This window comes from Rhodanobacter ginsengisoli (genome assembly GCF_042657065.1).
Taxonomy (GTDB): Bacteria; Pseudomonadota; Gammaproteobacteria; order Xanthomonadales; family Rhodanobacteraceae; genus Rhodanobacter; species Rhodanobacter ginsengisoli.
Window position 1 is genome coordinate 143,370 of record NZ_JBHSNF010000001.1, and the last position, 15,421, is coordinate 158,790.

Annotated in this window: 12 protein-coding genes; 1 reads left to right on the forward strand and 11 read right to left on the reverse strand. The window is 69.6% G+C overall.

Translation table 11 applies throughout. The features are described from left to right. Positions 1-52 precede the first annotated feature (52 nt). Positions 53-946 (reverse strand): 4-hydroxybenzoate octaprenyltransferase, encoded by an 894-nt coding sequence (gene ubiA, locus ACFPPA_RS00600; RefSeq protein ID WP_377319410.1) that lies wholly within the window; start codon positions 944-946, stop codon positions 53-55. Positions 947-1,344: 398 nt separating this feature from the next. Between ubiA and ACFPPA_RS00605 the strand changes: the two genes are divergently transcribed. Beyond that, positions 1,345-2,430 carry a GGDEF domain-containing protein gene (locus ACFPPA_RS00605; RefSeq protein WP_377316242.1) on the forward strand — a complete coding sequence of 362 codons (1,086 nt, stop codon included), beginning with the start codon at positions 1,345-1,347 and terminating at the stop codon, positions 2,428-2,430. A 22-nt stretch (positions 2,431-2,452) separates the two neighbouring features. Here the strand turns inward: ACFPPA_RS00605 and ilvA are convergent, their stop codons facing one another. From ilvA to ACFPPA_RS00655, 10 genes are all read right to left on the reverse strand, one after another. Continuing rightward, entirely contained in the window at positions 2,453-4,033 is a 1,581-nt protein-coding gene (gene ilvA / locus ACFPPA_RS00610) for a threonine ammonia-lyase, biosynthetic (protein ID WP_377316244.1), read from the reverse strand. Next, positions 4,030-4,311, reverse strand: coding sequence for an acetolactate synthase small subunit (gene ilvN, locus ACFPPA_RS00615; protein WP_377316246.1), 282 nt, complete (start codon positions 4,309-4,311; stop codon positions 4,030-4,032). The genes ilvA and ilvN overlap by 4 nt, the downstream gene beginning before the upstream one ends. 50 nt (positions 4,312-4,361) lie before the next feature. Then, complete coding sequence (gene ilvB / locus ACFPPA_RS00620) at positions 4,362-6,155, reverse strand: biosynthetic-type acetolactate synthase large subunit (protein ID WP_377319411.1); 1,794 nt, start codon at positions 6,153-6,155, stop codon at positions 4,362-4,364. Positions 6,156-6,360: 205 nt separating this feature from the next. After that, a complete protein-coding gene (ilvC, locus tag ACFPPA_RS00625; protein WP_377316248.1) occupies positions 6,361-7,380 on the reverse strand; it encodes a ketol-acid reductoisomerase in 1,020 nt (339 codons plus the stop codon). Further along, entirely contained in the window at positions 7,377-9,095 is a 1,719-nt protein-coding gene (gene ilvD, locus ACFPPA_RS00630) for a dihydroxy-acid dehydratase (RefSeq protein ID WP_377316250.1), read from the reverse strand. Before ilvD ends, ilvC begins: the two co-directional genes overlap by 4 nt. Before the next feature lie 349 nt (positions 9,096-9,444). Further along, positions 9,445-10,542 (reverse strand): 3-isopropylmalate dehydrogenase, encoded by a 1,098-nt coding sequence (gene leuB / locus ACFPPA_RS00635; RefSeq protein WP_377316252.1) that lies wholly within the window; start codon positions 10,540-10,542, stop codon positions 9,445-9,447. Continuing rightward, positions 10,539-11,126, reverse strand: coding sequence for a 3-isopropylmalate dehydratase small subunit (gene leuD, locus ACFPPA_RS00640; RefSeq protein ID WP_377316254.1), 588 nt, complete (start codon positions 11,124-11,126; stop codon positions 10,539-10,541). The genes leuB and leuD overlap by 4 nt, the downstream gene beginning before the upstream one ends. Positions 11,127-11,304: 178 nt before the next feature. After that, a complete protein-coding gene (gene leuC, locus ACFPPA_RS00645) occupies positions 11,305-12,717 on the reverse strand; it encodes a 3-isopropylmalate dehydratase large subunit (RefSeq protein ID WP_377316256.1) in 1,413 nt (470 codons plus the stop codon). Then, complete coding sequence (locus ACFPPA_RS00650; RefSeq protein ID WP_377316258.1) at positions 12,714-13,724, reverse strand: branched-chain amino acid transaminase; 1,011 nt, start codon at positions 13,722-13,724, stop codon at positions 12,714-12,716. Before ACFPPA_RS00650 ends, leuC begins: the two co-directional genes overlap by 4 nt. Before the next feature lie 16 nt (positions 13,725-13,740). Then, positions 13,741-15,336 carry a 2-isopropylmalate synthase gene (locus ACFPPA_RS00655; RefSeq protein ID WP_377316260.1) on the reverse strand — a complete coding sequence of 532 codons (1,596 nt, stop codon included), beginning with the start codon at positions 15,334-15,336 and terminating at the stop codon, positions 13,741-13,743. Positions 15,337-15,421 lie beyond the last annotated feature (85 nt).

Consider the following 15,421-nt stretch of genomic DNA (forward strand, 5'->3'; position numbering starts at 1 on the left):
TTCGTCACGACGCCAAAAGCATCGCGCACAGGGTGCGCTCCTACAGGTGGTATCAGCGCAGCGCGAGCGCCAGCACGATGCTGACCCACAGGGTCAGGCCCAACCAGTTGTTGTGGCGGAACGCAGCGAGGCAGGCGTCGCGCAGGCGGTCGCGGATCAGCCAGTGCTGGTAGCCGAACAGCCCGGCGGCGATCAGCAGGCCGAGCCAGTACGGCCAGCCCAGCGCGGCGCGCTGGCCGACGAACAGCATCGCCAGCAGGAACGTGCCCATCAGCATGCCGAGGATCGGCAGGTCGGCGTCGCCGAACAGGATCGCGGTGGACTTCGCGCCGGCCTTGAGGTCGTCCTCGCGGTCGACCATCGCGTATTCGGTGTCGTAGACCACCGACCAGAGGATGTTGCCGATGAACAGCAGCCAGCCCAGCGGCGGCACCGTGTTCGACACCGCCGCGAACGCCATCGGGATCGACCAGCCGAACGCGGCGCCCAGCACCACCTGGGGCATGTAGGTGTAGCGCTTGCTGAACGGGTACAGCGCGGCCAGCGCGGCGCCGGCGAACGACAGCTCGATGGTCAGCCGGTTGGTGAACAGCACCAGCACGAAGGCGAACAGCAGCAGCGCGGCGAACACCAGCAAGGCCTCGCGCGGGCTGACCCGGCCCGCGGCGATCGGCCGCTCGGCCGTGCGCGCCACCTGCGGGTCGAGCTTGCGATCGGCGTAGTCGTTGATCGCGCAGCCGGCCGCTCGCATCGCGAACACGCCCAGGGTGAAGATGATCAACGGCTTCCACGGCGGGAAATCGCCGGCCGCCAGCCACAGCGCCCACCAGGTCGGCCACAGCAACAGCAGCGCGCCGACCGGGCGATCCATCCGGGTCAGTACCAGGTAATCCAGGGCCTTCTCGCGATAGCGCGGCGGCAGCTTGCGCAGCAGCCAGTGCAGCACCCGCGTGGCGTGGCTGGAACTGTCGGCCGGTTGCGCGGAGGTCCCGCTGGCGGGCTTTGGCATGCCGGGCCGCGGCCGGGCGGTGGATGGAGGCGCGGCGCTGCGCCGCTGGCGTTTGCGGGAAGTAGGGGCCATGCAGTGGAGTCTAGCGCGCCGAAGCGCCCCGAACCGCGCGATGGGTCACTCGCGGGAGCTCCATGCGGCAGCCGTCGGCGCCGGACGGCTAAAGCCCGGCGCGCAGCGGCCGATAGCTCGGTTGGGCGACACCGCATTGGATGGCGCCGCGCAAGCGCGGGACCAGCGTCACGGTCCCGGCGCCTGGAACACCGATGGTCGAGTGCGAAACAACTGAAAGGGATTCCGCGTCGTCGTTTTTCCCTGAAGCTGCCGATGATGCCGTGAGCAAGGCCGTGCCCCTCGCGGCCGCTCCTGCGGCAGGAGCCAGCCTGTTCGCGCATTCGCGCCTGCTCGATTCGGTGGCGGCGTTCACCCATCATCGCGATATCGATGCCCTCGATCACAGCCTGGCGCTGTCGCTGGCCGAGTTGTCGTCGGCGCAGAGCGTGTCCCTGGTGAAACGGGCCGTTGGCGGTACTCACGTGGACAGCATCGTGCAGTGCGCGCTGGACGAACAGGGTCACTATCAATTGCGGGCGATCGAGCCGCATGCGGCCGAACCCGCGTTGGAGCGAGTGAATCGCTGCATGGAGCAGCTGGAAGTCCACACCGAAATGATCCATGGCATGCATCGCCTGACCGTGCCGATGCTGCGCGATGGTCGTGCGATCGGCGCGCTGGAGCTGGACAGCTGCATGCCTCCCGCTACCAGCCGCCCTCTCGTCGATGGTTTTGCGCGGATCTACTCCAACTACACCGGCCTGCTGCAGGAGAGCGAGCGCGACAAGCTGACCGGGCTGTACAACCGGCGCAGCCTGGAGCGTCAGCTGCAGCGGCTGCTGCAGCAGCATGAATCGACGCAGCCCCCGGTGGCGGAGCCGGAGCCCTCCCGGCCCGGCCCGTCGTCCGCGGGAGCGCCGCAGGTATGGCTGGCGATTCTCGACATCGACCATTTCAAGCACATCAACGACACCTACGGGCATATCTATGGCGACGAGGTGATCCTGCTGCTGGCCCAGCAGATGCGTGCCTGCTTCCGCCGCAGCGACGTGCTGTTCCGCTTTGGCGGTGAAGAATTCGTCATCCTGTTCGCTGCGACCGATGAGGCCACGGTGCATGCCGTGCTCGAGCGCTTCCGCCAGCGCGTCGCCGAGTACGCCTTTCCCCAGGTCGGCCTGGTCACCGTCAGCATCGGCTACGCCCACGTCGGCGTGCACGACTATCCTGCCAGCGTGCTCGATCGCGCCGACAAGGCCTTGTACTTCGCCAAGAACAACGGTCGCAACAGCACGTACGGCTACGAGAGCCTGAGGGCTTCCGGCGCGGTGGGCCAGACTATGGCCCCGGGCGCGATCGACCTGTTCTGAGTGGGTGGCGTGGCCAGGCGGCTCAACTGCCCAGCAGCAGGCGATAGGCCGGGTGGTCGCTCTCGTTGCGATGCGGGTAGCCCAGGCTGGCGAGAAAGCGCTGGAACAGCACGAGTTCATGCGCGGGCACCTGGATGCCGACCAGGATGCGGCCGTAATCGGCCCCATGGTTGCGGTAGTGGAACAGGCTGACGTTCCAGTCCGGGTGGAGCTGGTCGAGGAAACGCACCAGCGCGCCGGGTCGCTCGGGAAATTCGAAGCGGTACAGCAGCTCGTCGCGCGCCAGCGGCGAGCGCCCGCCGATCATGTGGCGCAGATGCAGCTTGGCCAGCTCGTCGTCGGTGAGGTCGAGCACGTCGAAGGCCTGCGCCTGGAACGCCGCCACCAGCGCCTCGCGTTCGTCGCGGCTGGCAATCTGCACGCCGACGAAGATATGCGCCGAGCTGGCATCGCCGATGCGGTAGTTGAACTCGGTGATGCTGTGCTTGCCCAGGGCGGCACAGAAGCGGCGGAAGCTGCCGCGCTCCTCCGGGATGGTCACCGCGAATATCGCCTCGCGCTGCTCGCCGAGCTCGGCGCGTTCGGCGACGAAGCGCAGCCGGTCGAAGTTCATGTTGGCGCCGGAGACCACCGCGACCAGTGCGCCTTCGGCCGGGGGATGGGCCGCGGCGTACTGCTTCAGTCCGGCCAGCGCCAGCGCGCCGGCCGGCTCCGGCACGCTGCGGGTTTCCTGATAGATGTCGCGGATCGCCGCGCAGATTTCGTCGGTGTCCACCCGCAGCATCGCGTCGACATGGCGCTGGCACAGTGCGAAGTTGAGTGAGCCGACCTGCTTCACCGCGGTGCCGTCGGAGAACAGGCCGACCTCGCCCAGCAGCACCCGCTCGCCGGCCTCCAGCGAGCGCGCCATCGCGTCCGAGTCGACCATCTGCACGCCGATCACCTGCACCTCGGGCCGCAACGACTTGATGCAGGCCGCCATGCCGGCCAGCAGTCCGCCGCCGCCCACCGGCACGAACACCGCCTGCAGCGGCCCGGGGTGCTGTTGCAGCAGCTCCAGCCCGACCGTGGCCTGGCCCGCGATCACGTCGATGTCGTCGAACGGATGCACGAAGAGGCTGCCGCGCTCGGCCTGCAGCTGCGCCGCCGTCGCCTGCGCGTCGCTGTACGAGTCGCCGCTCAGCACGATCTGCACCGCGTTGCCACCGAGCCGCCGCACCGCGTCGACCTTCACCTGCGGCGCGGTCACCGGCATCACGATGGTGGCCTGGATACCGAGCCGGGCCGCCGCCAGCGCCACGCCCTGGGCATGGTTGCCGGCCGAGGCGGCGATCACCCCGCGCGCGCGCTGACCGGCGTCGAGCTGCACCATCCGGTTGTAGGCGCCGCGCAGCTTGAACGAGAACACCGGCTGCTGGTCCTCGCGCTTGAGCAGGACGCGACGGGTGAGCCGGGCGGACAGCAGCGGCGCCTCGTCCAGCGGGCTCACCCGGGCGACGTCGTAGACCCGCGCGCTCCGGGCACGCGCCAGCACTTCCGCGGCCCCGATCGGCGCGTCCGCCTCCACGGCGACCGAATCGAGGTGGGTGGCCGGGCAGTTCATGGTCGGCCGGCCAGGACGGGCCGATCCTCCTGCGCATTGTTGACCAGCGACAGCGTGCGCGCATCGAGCACGTCGATCAGCTTGCGCGTCTGCCGCAGGATCTGCTCAAGCATCGCGTCGTCGCCCTGCAGCACCAGGGTCAGCTGCGAAATCGCCGGGTCCGAGGTGGCGGCCACGGTGAGCGTATCGATATTGCAGTGACGCGCGGCGAACAGCCCGGCGACCCGGGCCAGGGCGCCGGATTCGTTCTGCAGCAGGATCGAGAGCGTGTGTTTCATGGGAACCTCGGGGCGGTCGGGCGATGGCCGGCACGGCAGCCGGCCATCGTTCAGAACATGTCGTTGGCGGGATCGTCGGTGCCGGCGGCTTCCGTGCGCGCCGCGATGAAATCACCGGTGATCATCTGCGCGTAGGTGGCGCCCGGGCCGACCATCGGATACACCCCGGCGTCGGGATCGATCATCACCTCGAGGAAGGCGGGGCCGTCGAAGGCGAGGAACTCGGCGATCGTCTCGGCCAGGTCCTCCTTGCGCTCCAGCCGGCGCGCCCAGGCAAAGCCGTCCGCCTGCGCCGCCTTGACGAAATCCTTGCGGTGCAGGCTCTTGTCCGAGGAGGCGAAGCGACCCTTGAAGAACAGCTTCTGCCACTGCCGCACCATGCCGTCGCCGACGTTGTTGAGCACCACCACCTTGACCGGCAGGTCGTAGGTGGTGACGGTTTCCAGCTCGCCGATATTCATGCGGATGCTGGCATCGCCGTCGATGTCGATCACCAGCGCGCCGGGCCGGGCAAATTGCGCGCCGACGGCGGCGGGCAGGCCGAAGCCCATCGTGCCCATCGAGCCGGAAGTGAGCCAGTGGCGCGGGGCACGGAAGTCGAAATACTGTGCCGCCCACATCTGGTGCTGGCCCACGCCGGTGCTGATGATGGCGCGACCGTCGGTGAGCCGGTTGATCGCCTCGATCACCGCGTTGGGCTGGATCAGCGGGTTGTCACGGTCGAAGTTCATCGCGTGCCTGCGCTTGAGTTCGGCGATGTGGGCATGCCAGGCCGGACGCTCCTTCTGCTGGCCGTGGGCGATGCCGTATTCGGTCAGCCGCTGCAGGCTGCGTGCCAGCGGGCCGACGTGATGCCAGTGCACCGCCTTGACCTTGCCGATCTCGGCCGGATCGATGTCGATCTGCGCGATGAACTTCGCCCCAGGGGCGAACTGGTCCGGCACGCCGGCGACCCGATCGTCGAAGCGCGCGCCCAGGGCCAGCACGAAGTCGCAGTCCTCCACCGCGTAGTTGGCGAACGCGGTGCCATGCATGCCCAGCATGTGCAGCGACAGCGGGTCGGTGGTGTCCAGTGCGCCCAGCCCCATCAGGGTGGTGGTCACCGGCAGGCCGAACGCATCGACGAAGGCGCGCAGCGCCGGTGCCGCCTCGGCCAGGATCACGCCGCCGCCGGCATAGATCAGCGGCCGCCGGGCGGCGCCCAGCGCGGCGAACAATGCGGCGCAGGCCTCGTCGTCCAGATGCGCCTCCTCGACCGCACGCAGCCGGGCGCGGTAGCCATACAACGGCAGCCGGCTGTTACCGTCGAAGCGTACCGGCGCGTTCTGCACGTTCTTTGGAATGTCGACCACCACCGGGCCGGGGCGACCGCTGCGGGCGATCTCGAACGCGCTGCGCAGGGTCGCTTCCAGCGCGTCCGCGTCGGTGACCAGGAAGACATGCTTGGCGCAGGCGCCCATGATGTTGCTGACCGGCGCCTCCTGGAACGCATCGCTGCCCAGCGAGGTGGTCGGCACCTGGCCGCAGATCACCACCATCGGGGTCGAGTCGGCCATCGCATCGCGCACCGGGGTGACCATGTTGGTGGCGCCCGGGCCGGAGGTCACCACGGCCACGCCGACCTTGCCCGAGGCACGGGCAAAGCCGCTGGCCATGAAGCCGGCACCCTGTTCATTGGCCGGCACGATCAGCGGCATCGGCTCGCTGCCGTCGGCATTCAAATGTTCGGCGTTGTAACGGAACAGCGCGTCGTAGACCGGCAGGATCGCGCCGCCGGAATAGCCGAACAGCGCGGCCGCATGCTCGTCGGCCAGTACCTGCACGATCAGCTCGGCGCCACTCATCGACTGGTGGGCCAGCGCGTGCGTCGGCGGGCCGCTGACGGCGGGCCGGGGCGCGGGTGGTGCCTTTAGCAATTGCGTGGTCACTATGCGGAATTCCCTGGGTGAGGCGGCCCCGATCGAGGCCGCCCTGATTGAGCCCACGGCAGCCGGGCTGCCGTGAACCGCCGCGCCGGCACGTCGCGCCGGCGCGGCAACCGGCCGGGTGTCAGCCCACCTTCTTCAGCGGCGCGGTGGTGGCTGCGGCCGCCGTCGGCTGCAGCCACGGCATCTGCGCGCGCAGCCTGGCGCCGACCTGCTCGATCGGATGGTCGAGATCGGCCTGCTTCAGGCGCTTGTAGTTGGGCAGGCCGGCCTTGTACTCCTCGGTCCAGTTCTTAGCGAAGGTGCCGTCCTGGATGTCGCGCAGCACGTCTTTCATGCGGGCCTTCACCCCGGCATCGATCACCCGCGGGCCGCTGACGTAGTCGCCGTACTGGGCCGTCTCGGAGACGAACTGCAGCATCTTGGTCAGGCCGCCCTCGTAGAACAGGTCGACGATCAGCTTCAGCTCGTGCATCACCTCGTAGTAGGCGATCTCCGGCTGGTAGCCGGCCTCGGTGAGGGTCTCGAAACCGGCGATCACCAGCTCGCTGGCGCCGCCGCACAGCACCGCCTGCTCGCCGAACAGGTCGGTCTCGGTCTCTTCCTTGAAGTCGGTCTTGATGATCATCGCGCGACCGCCGCCGATGCCGTCGGCATAGCCCCTGGTCTTTGCCTCGGCCTGGCCGCTGACGTCCTGGTGCACCGCCCAGATGCACGGCACGCCGCGGCCGCGCTCGTACTCGCTGCGCACCAGCGCGCCGGGGCCCTTGGGCGCGACCAGGATCACGTCGATGTCGGCGCGCGGCACGATCTGGCCGAAGTGCACATTGAAGCCGTGGGCGAACAGCAGCGCCGCGCCGGGCTTGATGTTCGGCTCGATCGCTTCCTTGTACAGCGTGGGCTGCACCATGTCCGGGGTCAGCACGGCGACCAGGTCGGCGCCCTTCACCGCTTCGGCCGGCTCGACCACCGTCAGGCCATCGGCGACGGCCTTGTGCCAGGTCGGCCCGTTCGGGCGCAGGCCGACCACCACGTCGAGGCCGGAGTCGCGCAGGTTCAGCGCGTGGGCGCGGCCCTGGCTGCCGTAGCCGAGTACGGCGATGCGGGCCTTGGCCAGCGGGTTCGGGTTGCTGTTGGTGCTCATGCGGTGACTCCTTCGGTGACTTTGCTCGGGGTGGATTCGGACGGATGGATGGCTGAAACGGTGTGCGGGGCCGGTGCCCGGGTGGTGGCGCCGTCGGAGGCGGAGCCCACCAGATACGCGTACTTGGCCAGCGCGCCGTGGGTGACCTTCGGTGCACGTGGCTGCCAGCCGGCGCGGCGCGACTCCAGCTCGGCCGGGGTGCGCAGCTCGCGCCGGGCGGCATCGATCACGATGCAGTCGCCGTCGCGCAGCAGGGCGATCGGGCCGCCGCGGGCGGCTTCCGGCGCGATGTGGCCGACCATGAAGCCGTGGGTGGCGCCGGAGAAACGGCCGTCGGTGATCAGCGCCACGTCGTTGCCGAGGCCGCGGCCGACCAGCGCGGCGGTGACGCCGAGCATCTCGCGCATGCCGGGGCCGCCGGCCGGGCCTTCATTGCGGATCACGATGACGTCGCCGGCCTTGATGCGGTCGCCCTGCACCGCGGCGAACGCCTCCTCCTCGCTCTCGAACACACGCGCGCTGCCCTCGAACTGGCCGCTCTTGCCGGGGATCTTCAGGATGCAGCCCTGCGGCGCCAGGTTGCCGTACAGGATCGAGTAGCCGCCGCGGGGCTTCAGCGGCGCGCCGACCGGATGCACCACGTCCTGGGTGTCGGCGCGCGGCGCGACCGCGGCTTCGGCGAACAGGCTGCGGCCGGTGACCGTGGGCGCGTCCTCCAGCATGCCGGCGGCGATCAGCTCCTGCGCCACCCGCGCGCTGCCGCCGGCGCCGAACAATTCGACCGCGGTATAGCGCCCGGCCGGCAGCAGGTCGGCGATCACCGGGGTGTGCACCGAGGCCGGCTCGAAATCCTCCAGGTTCCATTCGACGCCCGCCTCGCGGGCAATCGCCAACAAGTGCAGCACGGCATTGGTGGAGCCGGCGGTGGCGGCGACCATGCGCGCGGCGTTGCGGAACGAGGTGCGGCTGAGCAGGTCCAGCGGCTTGCGCCCGGCGGCCAGGCACTCCATCACCAGCTCGCCGCAGCGAAACGCAGCCGCGGCCTTGGCCGGATGGGTGGCGGGGATGTCGTTCAACCCCATCGGCGACAGCCCCAGCGTGGTCAGCACCATCGCCATCGTGTTGGCGGTGAACTGGCCGCCGCAGGCGCCGGCGCCCGGGCAGGCGTCGCGCTCGACCGCGGCCAGCTCGGCGTCGTCGATCTTGCCGGCGCCATGCGCGCCGACCGCCTCGAACACCTGCTGGATGGTGATCGGATGCTTGTCGTGGGTGCCGTGCGCGATGCTGCCGCCGTACAGCGCCACGCCGGGAATGTTGAGCCGCGCCAGCGCCATCGCCGCAGCGGGAATGGTCTTGTCGCAACCGCACAGCACCACCATCGCGTCGAGGCAGTGGCCGTCCACCGCCAGCTCGATCGAATCGGTGATGACCTCGCGGCTGATCAGCGACGCGCGCATGCCGGGCGTGCCCATCGCGATGCCGTCGGTGACCGCGATGGTGTTGAACTCGATCGGCGTGCCGCCCGCCGCGCGGATGCCCGCGGCGGTGTGCTCGGCCAGTTCGCGCAGGTTGAGGTTGCACGGGCTCACGTTCGACCAGGTATGCACCACCGCCACCAGCGGCCGGGCGATCGCCTCGTCGTCGAGTCCGGTGGCGCGCAGCATGGCGCGGGCGGGAGCGCGGTCGGGGCCGCTCTTGATCAGGTCACTGCGCATCAAAAATCTCCGAAGGACAGAATCCCTTCTCCCGTCCGGGGAGACAAATTGGCAGGATTGCCAATTTGTGCGGCGTAGGCCGCCCGAAGGGTGAGGGCCATGGATGGCACCGAATACAGGTGCCCCGAAGGGGCGGATGAGGGATGGGTGCTCGCCGTGGTGTTGATCGAAAGGCAAGAAAAAAAGCGCCCCCCGTGTGCCGGGGAGGTTGGCGAGGCGGATGCGGTCTGGCGGCGCGGGGGCGCGCGCAGTGGATCCGTTGCCGGAAGCACACGGGGGGCGGCAGAAAATACGGACACGTCCCTGTGTCCGCTTGGGAAAAGGGTCGCGCGAGCCGGGGTGGTGGCGCTCAGCCGCATGCGCGTATCCCGGCAAAGAACGCGGCGTTGTTGTCGGCGTGTTCGGCGATCGCCGCCAGCACGGCACCGCACATTTCCGCCGTGCCGGCGCTGCCGCCGATGTCACGGCTGCGTGGGCCGTCGCGCAGCACCTGGTCGACCGCGGCCTCGATCAGCGCGGCCTCCGTCTCCAGCTCCAGCGAATGGCGCAGCAGCATCGCGGCGGAGAGGATCGCACCGACCGGATTGGCCACGCCCTGGCCGGCGATGTCCGGCGCCGAGCCGTGGATCGGTTCGTACAGGCCGGCCTTGCCGTCGCCCAGCGAGGCCGACGGCAGCAGGCCCAGCGAGCCGGCCAGCGCGGCGGCCTCGTCGGTGAGGATGTCGCCGAACAGGTTCTCGGTGACCACCACGTCGTAGCGGTTCGGCTGGGTCAGCAGCAGCATCGCCATCGAGTCGACCAGCTGGTGCTCGACCTTCACGTCGGGGTAGTCGGCGGCGAGGCGCTGCACCGTGCTGCGCCACAGCCGCGAGGTCTCCAGCACGTTGGCCTTGTCGACCGAAGTGAGCTGGTGACGCCGGCCGCGGGCCAGCTCGAACGCGCGGCGCACCACCCGCTCGATCTCGCCCACGGTGTAGCGGCACTCGTCGGTGGCGGCATCGGCGCTGCGCGTCTTCGCGCCGAAGTAGGCGCCGCCGGTCAGCTCGCGCACGAACAGCACGTCGACGTGCCTGAGTTTCTCGTTCTTCAGCGGCGACAGGTTGGCCAGCGCCGGATGCACCTGCAGCGGGCGCAGGTTCGCGTAGACCCCGAGCGCGGCGCGCAGCGCCAGCAGGCCCTGCTCGGGCCGCACCGCGGCGTTCGGGTCGGACCACTTCGGTCCGCCCACGGCGCCCAGCAACACCGCGTCGGCGGCTTGGCAGGCGGCCAGCGAGGTGCCCGGCAGCGGCTCGCCGCAGGCATCGATCGCGGCGCCGCCGATCAGCTGTTCATCGAAGGAGAACGCGTGCTGGTAGCGCGCGGCGACGGCTTTCAACACGGCCACCGCGGCGGCGGTGACCTCGGGACCGACGCCATCGCCGGGCAGGGTGACGATATGGGCTTTCATGCGGCCAGCTCCTGGTGCTGTCGTTCGTAGTCGGTGATGGCATCGGCGTGCTGCAGCAGGTAGCCGAGCTGGTCGATGCCGTTGAGCAGGCAGTGGCGGGCAAACGGTTCCAGCCGGAACGGGATGCGGCCACCGTCGGGCAGGGCGATGAACTGCCCGCGCACGTCGATCGACAATTCGATGCCGGGATGCCTGAGCAGCCACTGGTGCTCGGCCTCCTCCAGCGCGATCGCCAGCAGGCCGTTCTTCAGCGCGTTGCCGCGGAAGATGTCCGCGATCTCGCTGCACAGCACCGCCTGGATGCCGTAGTCGAGCAGGGCCCACGGCGCATGCTCGCGCGAGGAACCGCAGCCGAAGTTGCGGCCCGCGACCAGGATCGAGCAGCCCTGCGCCTGCGGCTGGTTCAGCGGGAAGGCCGGGTTGTCGCTGCCGTCGGCCCGGTAGCGCCAGTCGTGGAAGCAGAGCTTGCCCAGGCCATCGCGCGTGGTGGTAGTGAGGAAGCGCGCCGGGATGATCCGGTCGGTATCGATGTTCTCGTCGGCCAGTACGGCGGTGCGGGAGTGCAGGCGGGTGATCGGGCGCATCAATGAAACTCCTCGCTTCTTGCGTTTGCCCCTTCTCCCCCACGGGGAGAAGGTTGGGATGAGGGGTGGGTGCTCGCCAGGAAGTTCATCGAAGCGCGCTCCGATACGAGCACGGCGCGAGCGTGTCCCCTCACCTCGGTCCTCTCCCCGCGGGGGAGAGGAAGAAAAGCATGAGCTTTCATGCCGCCACCTCCACCAGGTACTCGCGCGGATCGGCGATCCGCCCGGCCAGTGCGGAGGCGGCCGCGGTAGCGGGGCTGGCCAGCACCGTGCGCGCGCCCTTGCCCTGGCGACCCTCGAAATTGCGGTTGGAAGTCGACACCACCAGCTGGCCGGGCTGGGCGAGGTCGCCGTTCATCGCGATGCACATCGAGCAACCGGGCACGCGCCACTCGGCACCGGCGGCCAGGAACACCTGGTGCAGGCCTTCGCGTTCGGCGTCGCGGCGGACCGCCTCGGAGCCCGGCACGACCAGCATGCGCACGCCGCTGGCGATGTGCCGGCCATGCAGCACGCGGGCGGCCTCGCGCAGGTCGGACAGGCGCGAGTTGGTGCAGCTGCCGACGAAGACCACATCGACCGGCGTGCCCTGCATCGGCTGGCCCGGCTGGCTCTGCATGTAGTCGAGCGCGCGTCGCTCCTGCGCGTTCGTCGCGGCCGGCACCGGCGCGTTGATCGCGATCGCCATGCCCGGGTGGGTGCCGTAGGTGACCGTCGGCTTCACCGCAGCGGCGTCGATGCGCACTTCATGGTCGTAGCGGGCGCCGTCGTCGGTGCGCAGGCTGCGCCAGCGTTCGACCGCGGCCTCCCAGTCGCGACCCTGCGGCACGCGGGGCCGATCCTGCAGCCAGGCGAACGTGGTGTCGTCCGGCGCGATCAGGCCGGCACGGGCGCCGGCCTCGATCGACATGTTGCACACGGTCATGCGCTCTTCCATCGACAGCGCCTCGATTGCCTCGCCGCGGTACTCCAGCACGTAGCCGGTGCCGCCATCGACGCCGATCGTGCCGATGATGTGCAGGATCAGGTCCTTCGCCCCGACGCCGCGCGGCAAATGGCCGTCCACATGGATCGCCATGGTCTTCGGCCGGCGCTGCAGCAGGCACTGCGTCGCCATCACGTGGCCGACCTCGGTGGTGCCGATGCCGAACGCCAGCGCGCCGAAGGCGCCGTGGGTGGAGGTGTGGCTGTCGCCGCAGACGATCGTCATGCCGGGCTGGGTGGCGCCCAGCTCGGGGCCGATCACGTGCACGATGCCGCGATCGGCGCTGTCCCAGCCGTGCAGCTCGACGCCGAATTCGCGGCAGTTGGTTTCCAGCTGGGTGACCTGCGCCTGCGCCTGCGCGTTGGCGTAGGGGCGGCTGCCATCGGGGTTGCTGGGCAGGGTGGGGGTGGAATGGTCCAGCGTGGCCAGCATGCGGTCCGGCCGGCGCAACTTCAGCCCGCGCTCGCGCAATTCACTGAACGCCTGCGGCGAGGTGACCTCGTGCACCAGGTGCAGGTCGACATACAGGACCGCCGGCGTGTCGCCGGTTTCGGGCACGACCACATGCGCGTCCCAGACTTTTTCGAACAGGGTTTTCGCACTCACGCCGGGATCTCCATGGGGGCGGGTTGTTGATGAAGAGACGGGCCGTGGCTGGCCGGATTTTCGCCTTCGCGGTCGGGGACGATCGCGCCCACGACATCCACATATTCCAGCCAGCCCCGGCGGTCCTCGGTGCGGCCGTCGAACAGACCGAAGAAGGCCTGCTGCAGCGCGCGGGTGATCGGGCCGGGAGTGCCGTTGCCGACGTTCTTGCGGTCGACCGAACGCACCGGGGTGATCTCCGCGGCGGTACCGGTCATGAAGATCTCGTCGGCGCTGTACAGCGCCTCGCGCGGCAGGTCGCGCTCTTCCAGCTGCAGACCCAGGTCGGCCGCCAGGGCGATCACCGAGTCGCGGGTGATCCCGGCCAGGATGCCGGCGCTGGTCGGCGGGGTCAGCAGCTTGCCCTTCTTGACCAGGAACAGGTTTTCGCCGGCGCCCTCGCTGAGCAGGCCGTTGTGGCCCAGCGCGATGCCCTCGTCGTAACCGCCGCGGCGCGCCTCGGCCGCGATCAGCTGGCTGGACAGGTAGTTGCCGCCGGCCTTGGCCCAGCTCGGCAGGGTATTCGGCGCCGGCCGGTTCCACGATGACACGCAGACGTCGGCGCCCTTCTCCACCGCCTCGCCCAGGTACGCACCCCAGTTCAGCGCCATGATCGCCACGTCCACCGGCGCGCCTTCCTGCGGCAGCACGCCGAGGCCGCCGGCGCCGCGGAACACGATCGGCCGCACGTAGGCCGAGGCCATCCGGTTGACCCGGATCAGCTCCAGGCACGCCGCGTTGATCTGCTCCGGGCTGTAGCCGATCTCGATGCCGTACACGTTGGCCGACTCGAACAGGCGCGCGGTGTGTTCGGCCAGGCGGAAGTAGGCCGGGCCCTTCGGCGTCGCGTACACGCGCTCGCCCTCGAACACCGAGGAGCCGTAGTGCAGGGCGTGCGTGCTGACGTGGCAGGTGGCCTCGGCCCAGGGTTTGAACTGGCCGTTGTGCCACAGGAAGGCGGTGTTCATGCGGGGATCCTCGTGATCACAGGTGGGCGACGGCCACCGGCGGGGCGGCCGGGGTCTGTCGCTCGATGCGGTTGACGATCGCCAGCGCGGCCAGCGCGGTGGCTTCGACGATGTCGGTGCTGACGCCATGGCCGCGCCAGTCGCGCTTGGCATGGCGCGCGGTCAGCCGGGCCTGGCCCTGGGCATCGCCGCCCTCGCTGACGGCGCGCACCAGGAAGTCGGTCAGTTCCAGCTCGCTGCCGGTGGCGCGCTCGATCGCGCGCAGCACCGCGTCGACCGGACCGTCGCCGATCGCCGCCTCGCTGGCTTCGCGGCCATCGTCGTGGGCCAGCTTCACCGAGGCCGAGGCGCTGCCGCCCAGATGCGTGGCGCTGTTGAGCTGCAGCAGATGCCACGGGCCGAGCGCGTCCGGATCGTGGCCCAGCGCGATCGCGTCCAGGTCCTCGTCGTGGATCTCGCGCTTCTTGTCGGCCAGCGTCTTGAAGCGCGCGAAGATCGCGTCCATCGCCGCCTCGTCCGGCGCATGGCCCAGTACCTGCAGGCGCTGGCGCAGCGCGGCGCGGCCCGAGTGCTTGCCCAGCACCAGCCGGGTTTCGGCGATGCCGACGTCCTGCGCGCGCATGATCTCGTACGTGCCGCGGTGCTTGAGCATGCCGTGCTGATGGATGCCGGCCTCGTGTGCGAACGCGTTGTCGCCCACGATCGCCTTGTTGCGCGGCACCGCCTGGCCGGTGATCCGGGTCAGCAGGCGCGAGGTGGGAAACAGCTTGCGGGTGTCGATGCGGGTGTCCACGCCGAAGCGCGGCGCACGCACCTTCAGCGCCATCACGACTTCCTCCAGCGCGGCGTTGCCGGCGCGCTCGCCGATGCCGTTGATGGTGCATTCGACCTGGCGCGCGCCCGCGCTCACCGCCGCCAGGCTGTTCGCCACGGCCATGCCCAGGTCGTCGTGGCAGTGACTGGAGAAAATCACCCGATCCGCTCCCTGCACATGGCGGCGCAGGTACTCGAACAGTTCGACGATTTCCGATGGCGTGGTGTAACCGACCGTGTCCGGCGCATTCAGCGTGGTGGCGCCGGCGGCCACCACCGCATTGAACACCTCGACCAGGAATTCGGGTTCGGTGCGCAACGCGTCCTCGGCCGAGAACTCCACTTCGTTGCACCGGCCCAGTGCCCGCTCGACGCCCGCCACCGCCGTGTCCAGCACCTGCGCCTTGCTCATGCCCAGCTTGTGTTCGCGGTGCAGCGGACTGGTCGACAGGAACACGTGGATGCGCGAATGCCGCGCCTTTTCCAGCGCACGCGCCGCGGCGTCGATGTCGCCATGCTGGCAACGGGCGAGACCGCAGACCGTGGTGGTTTTCAGGGTGGCGGCGATTTCCGCAACTGCAGCAAAATCGTCCGGCGAGGCTTGCGGAAAGCCCGCTTCCAGGATGTCCACGCCGAGCGCCTCCAGCGCCTGGGCCATGCGCAGTTTCGCGCGCCGGTCCATCGAGAATCCGGGTGCCTGCTCGCCATCGCGCAGGGTGGTGTCGAAGATGCGTACACGCTCGGCCGCAGCGCGGACGCTGCCGGAGGGGGATGCCGCTACATCTGATTCGGGATTCATTGAATGGCTCCGTGATGCGAGCCGAGGGCAACAAAAAACCCCGCGCCGTTGCCGGTGCGGGGTTTTTTGGGAGTCTTCAGGTTAT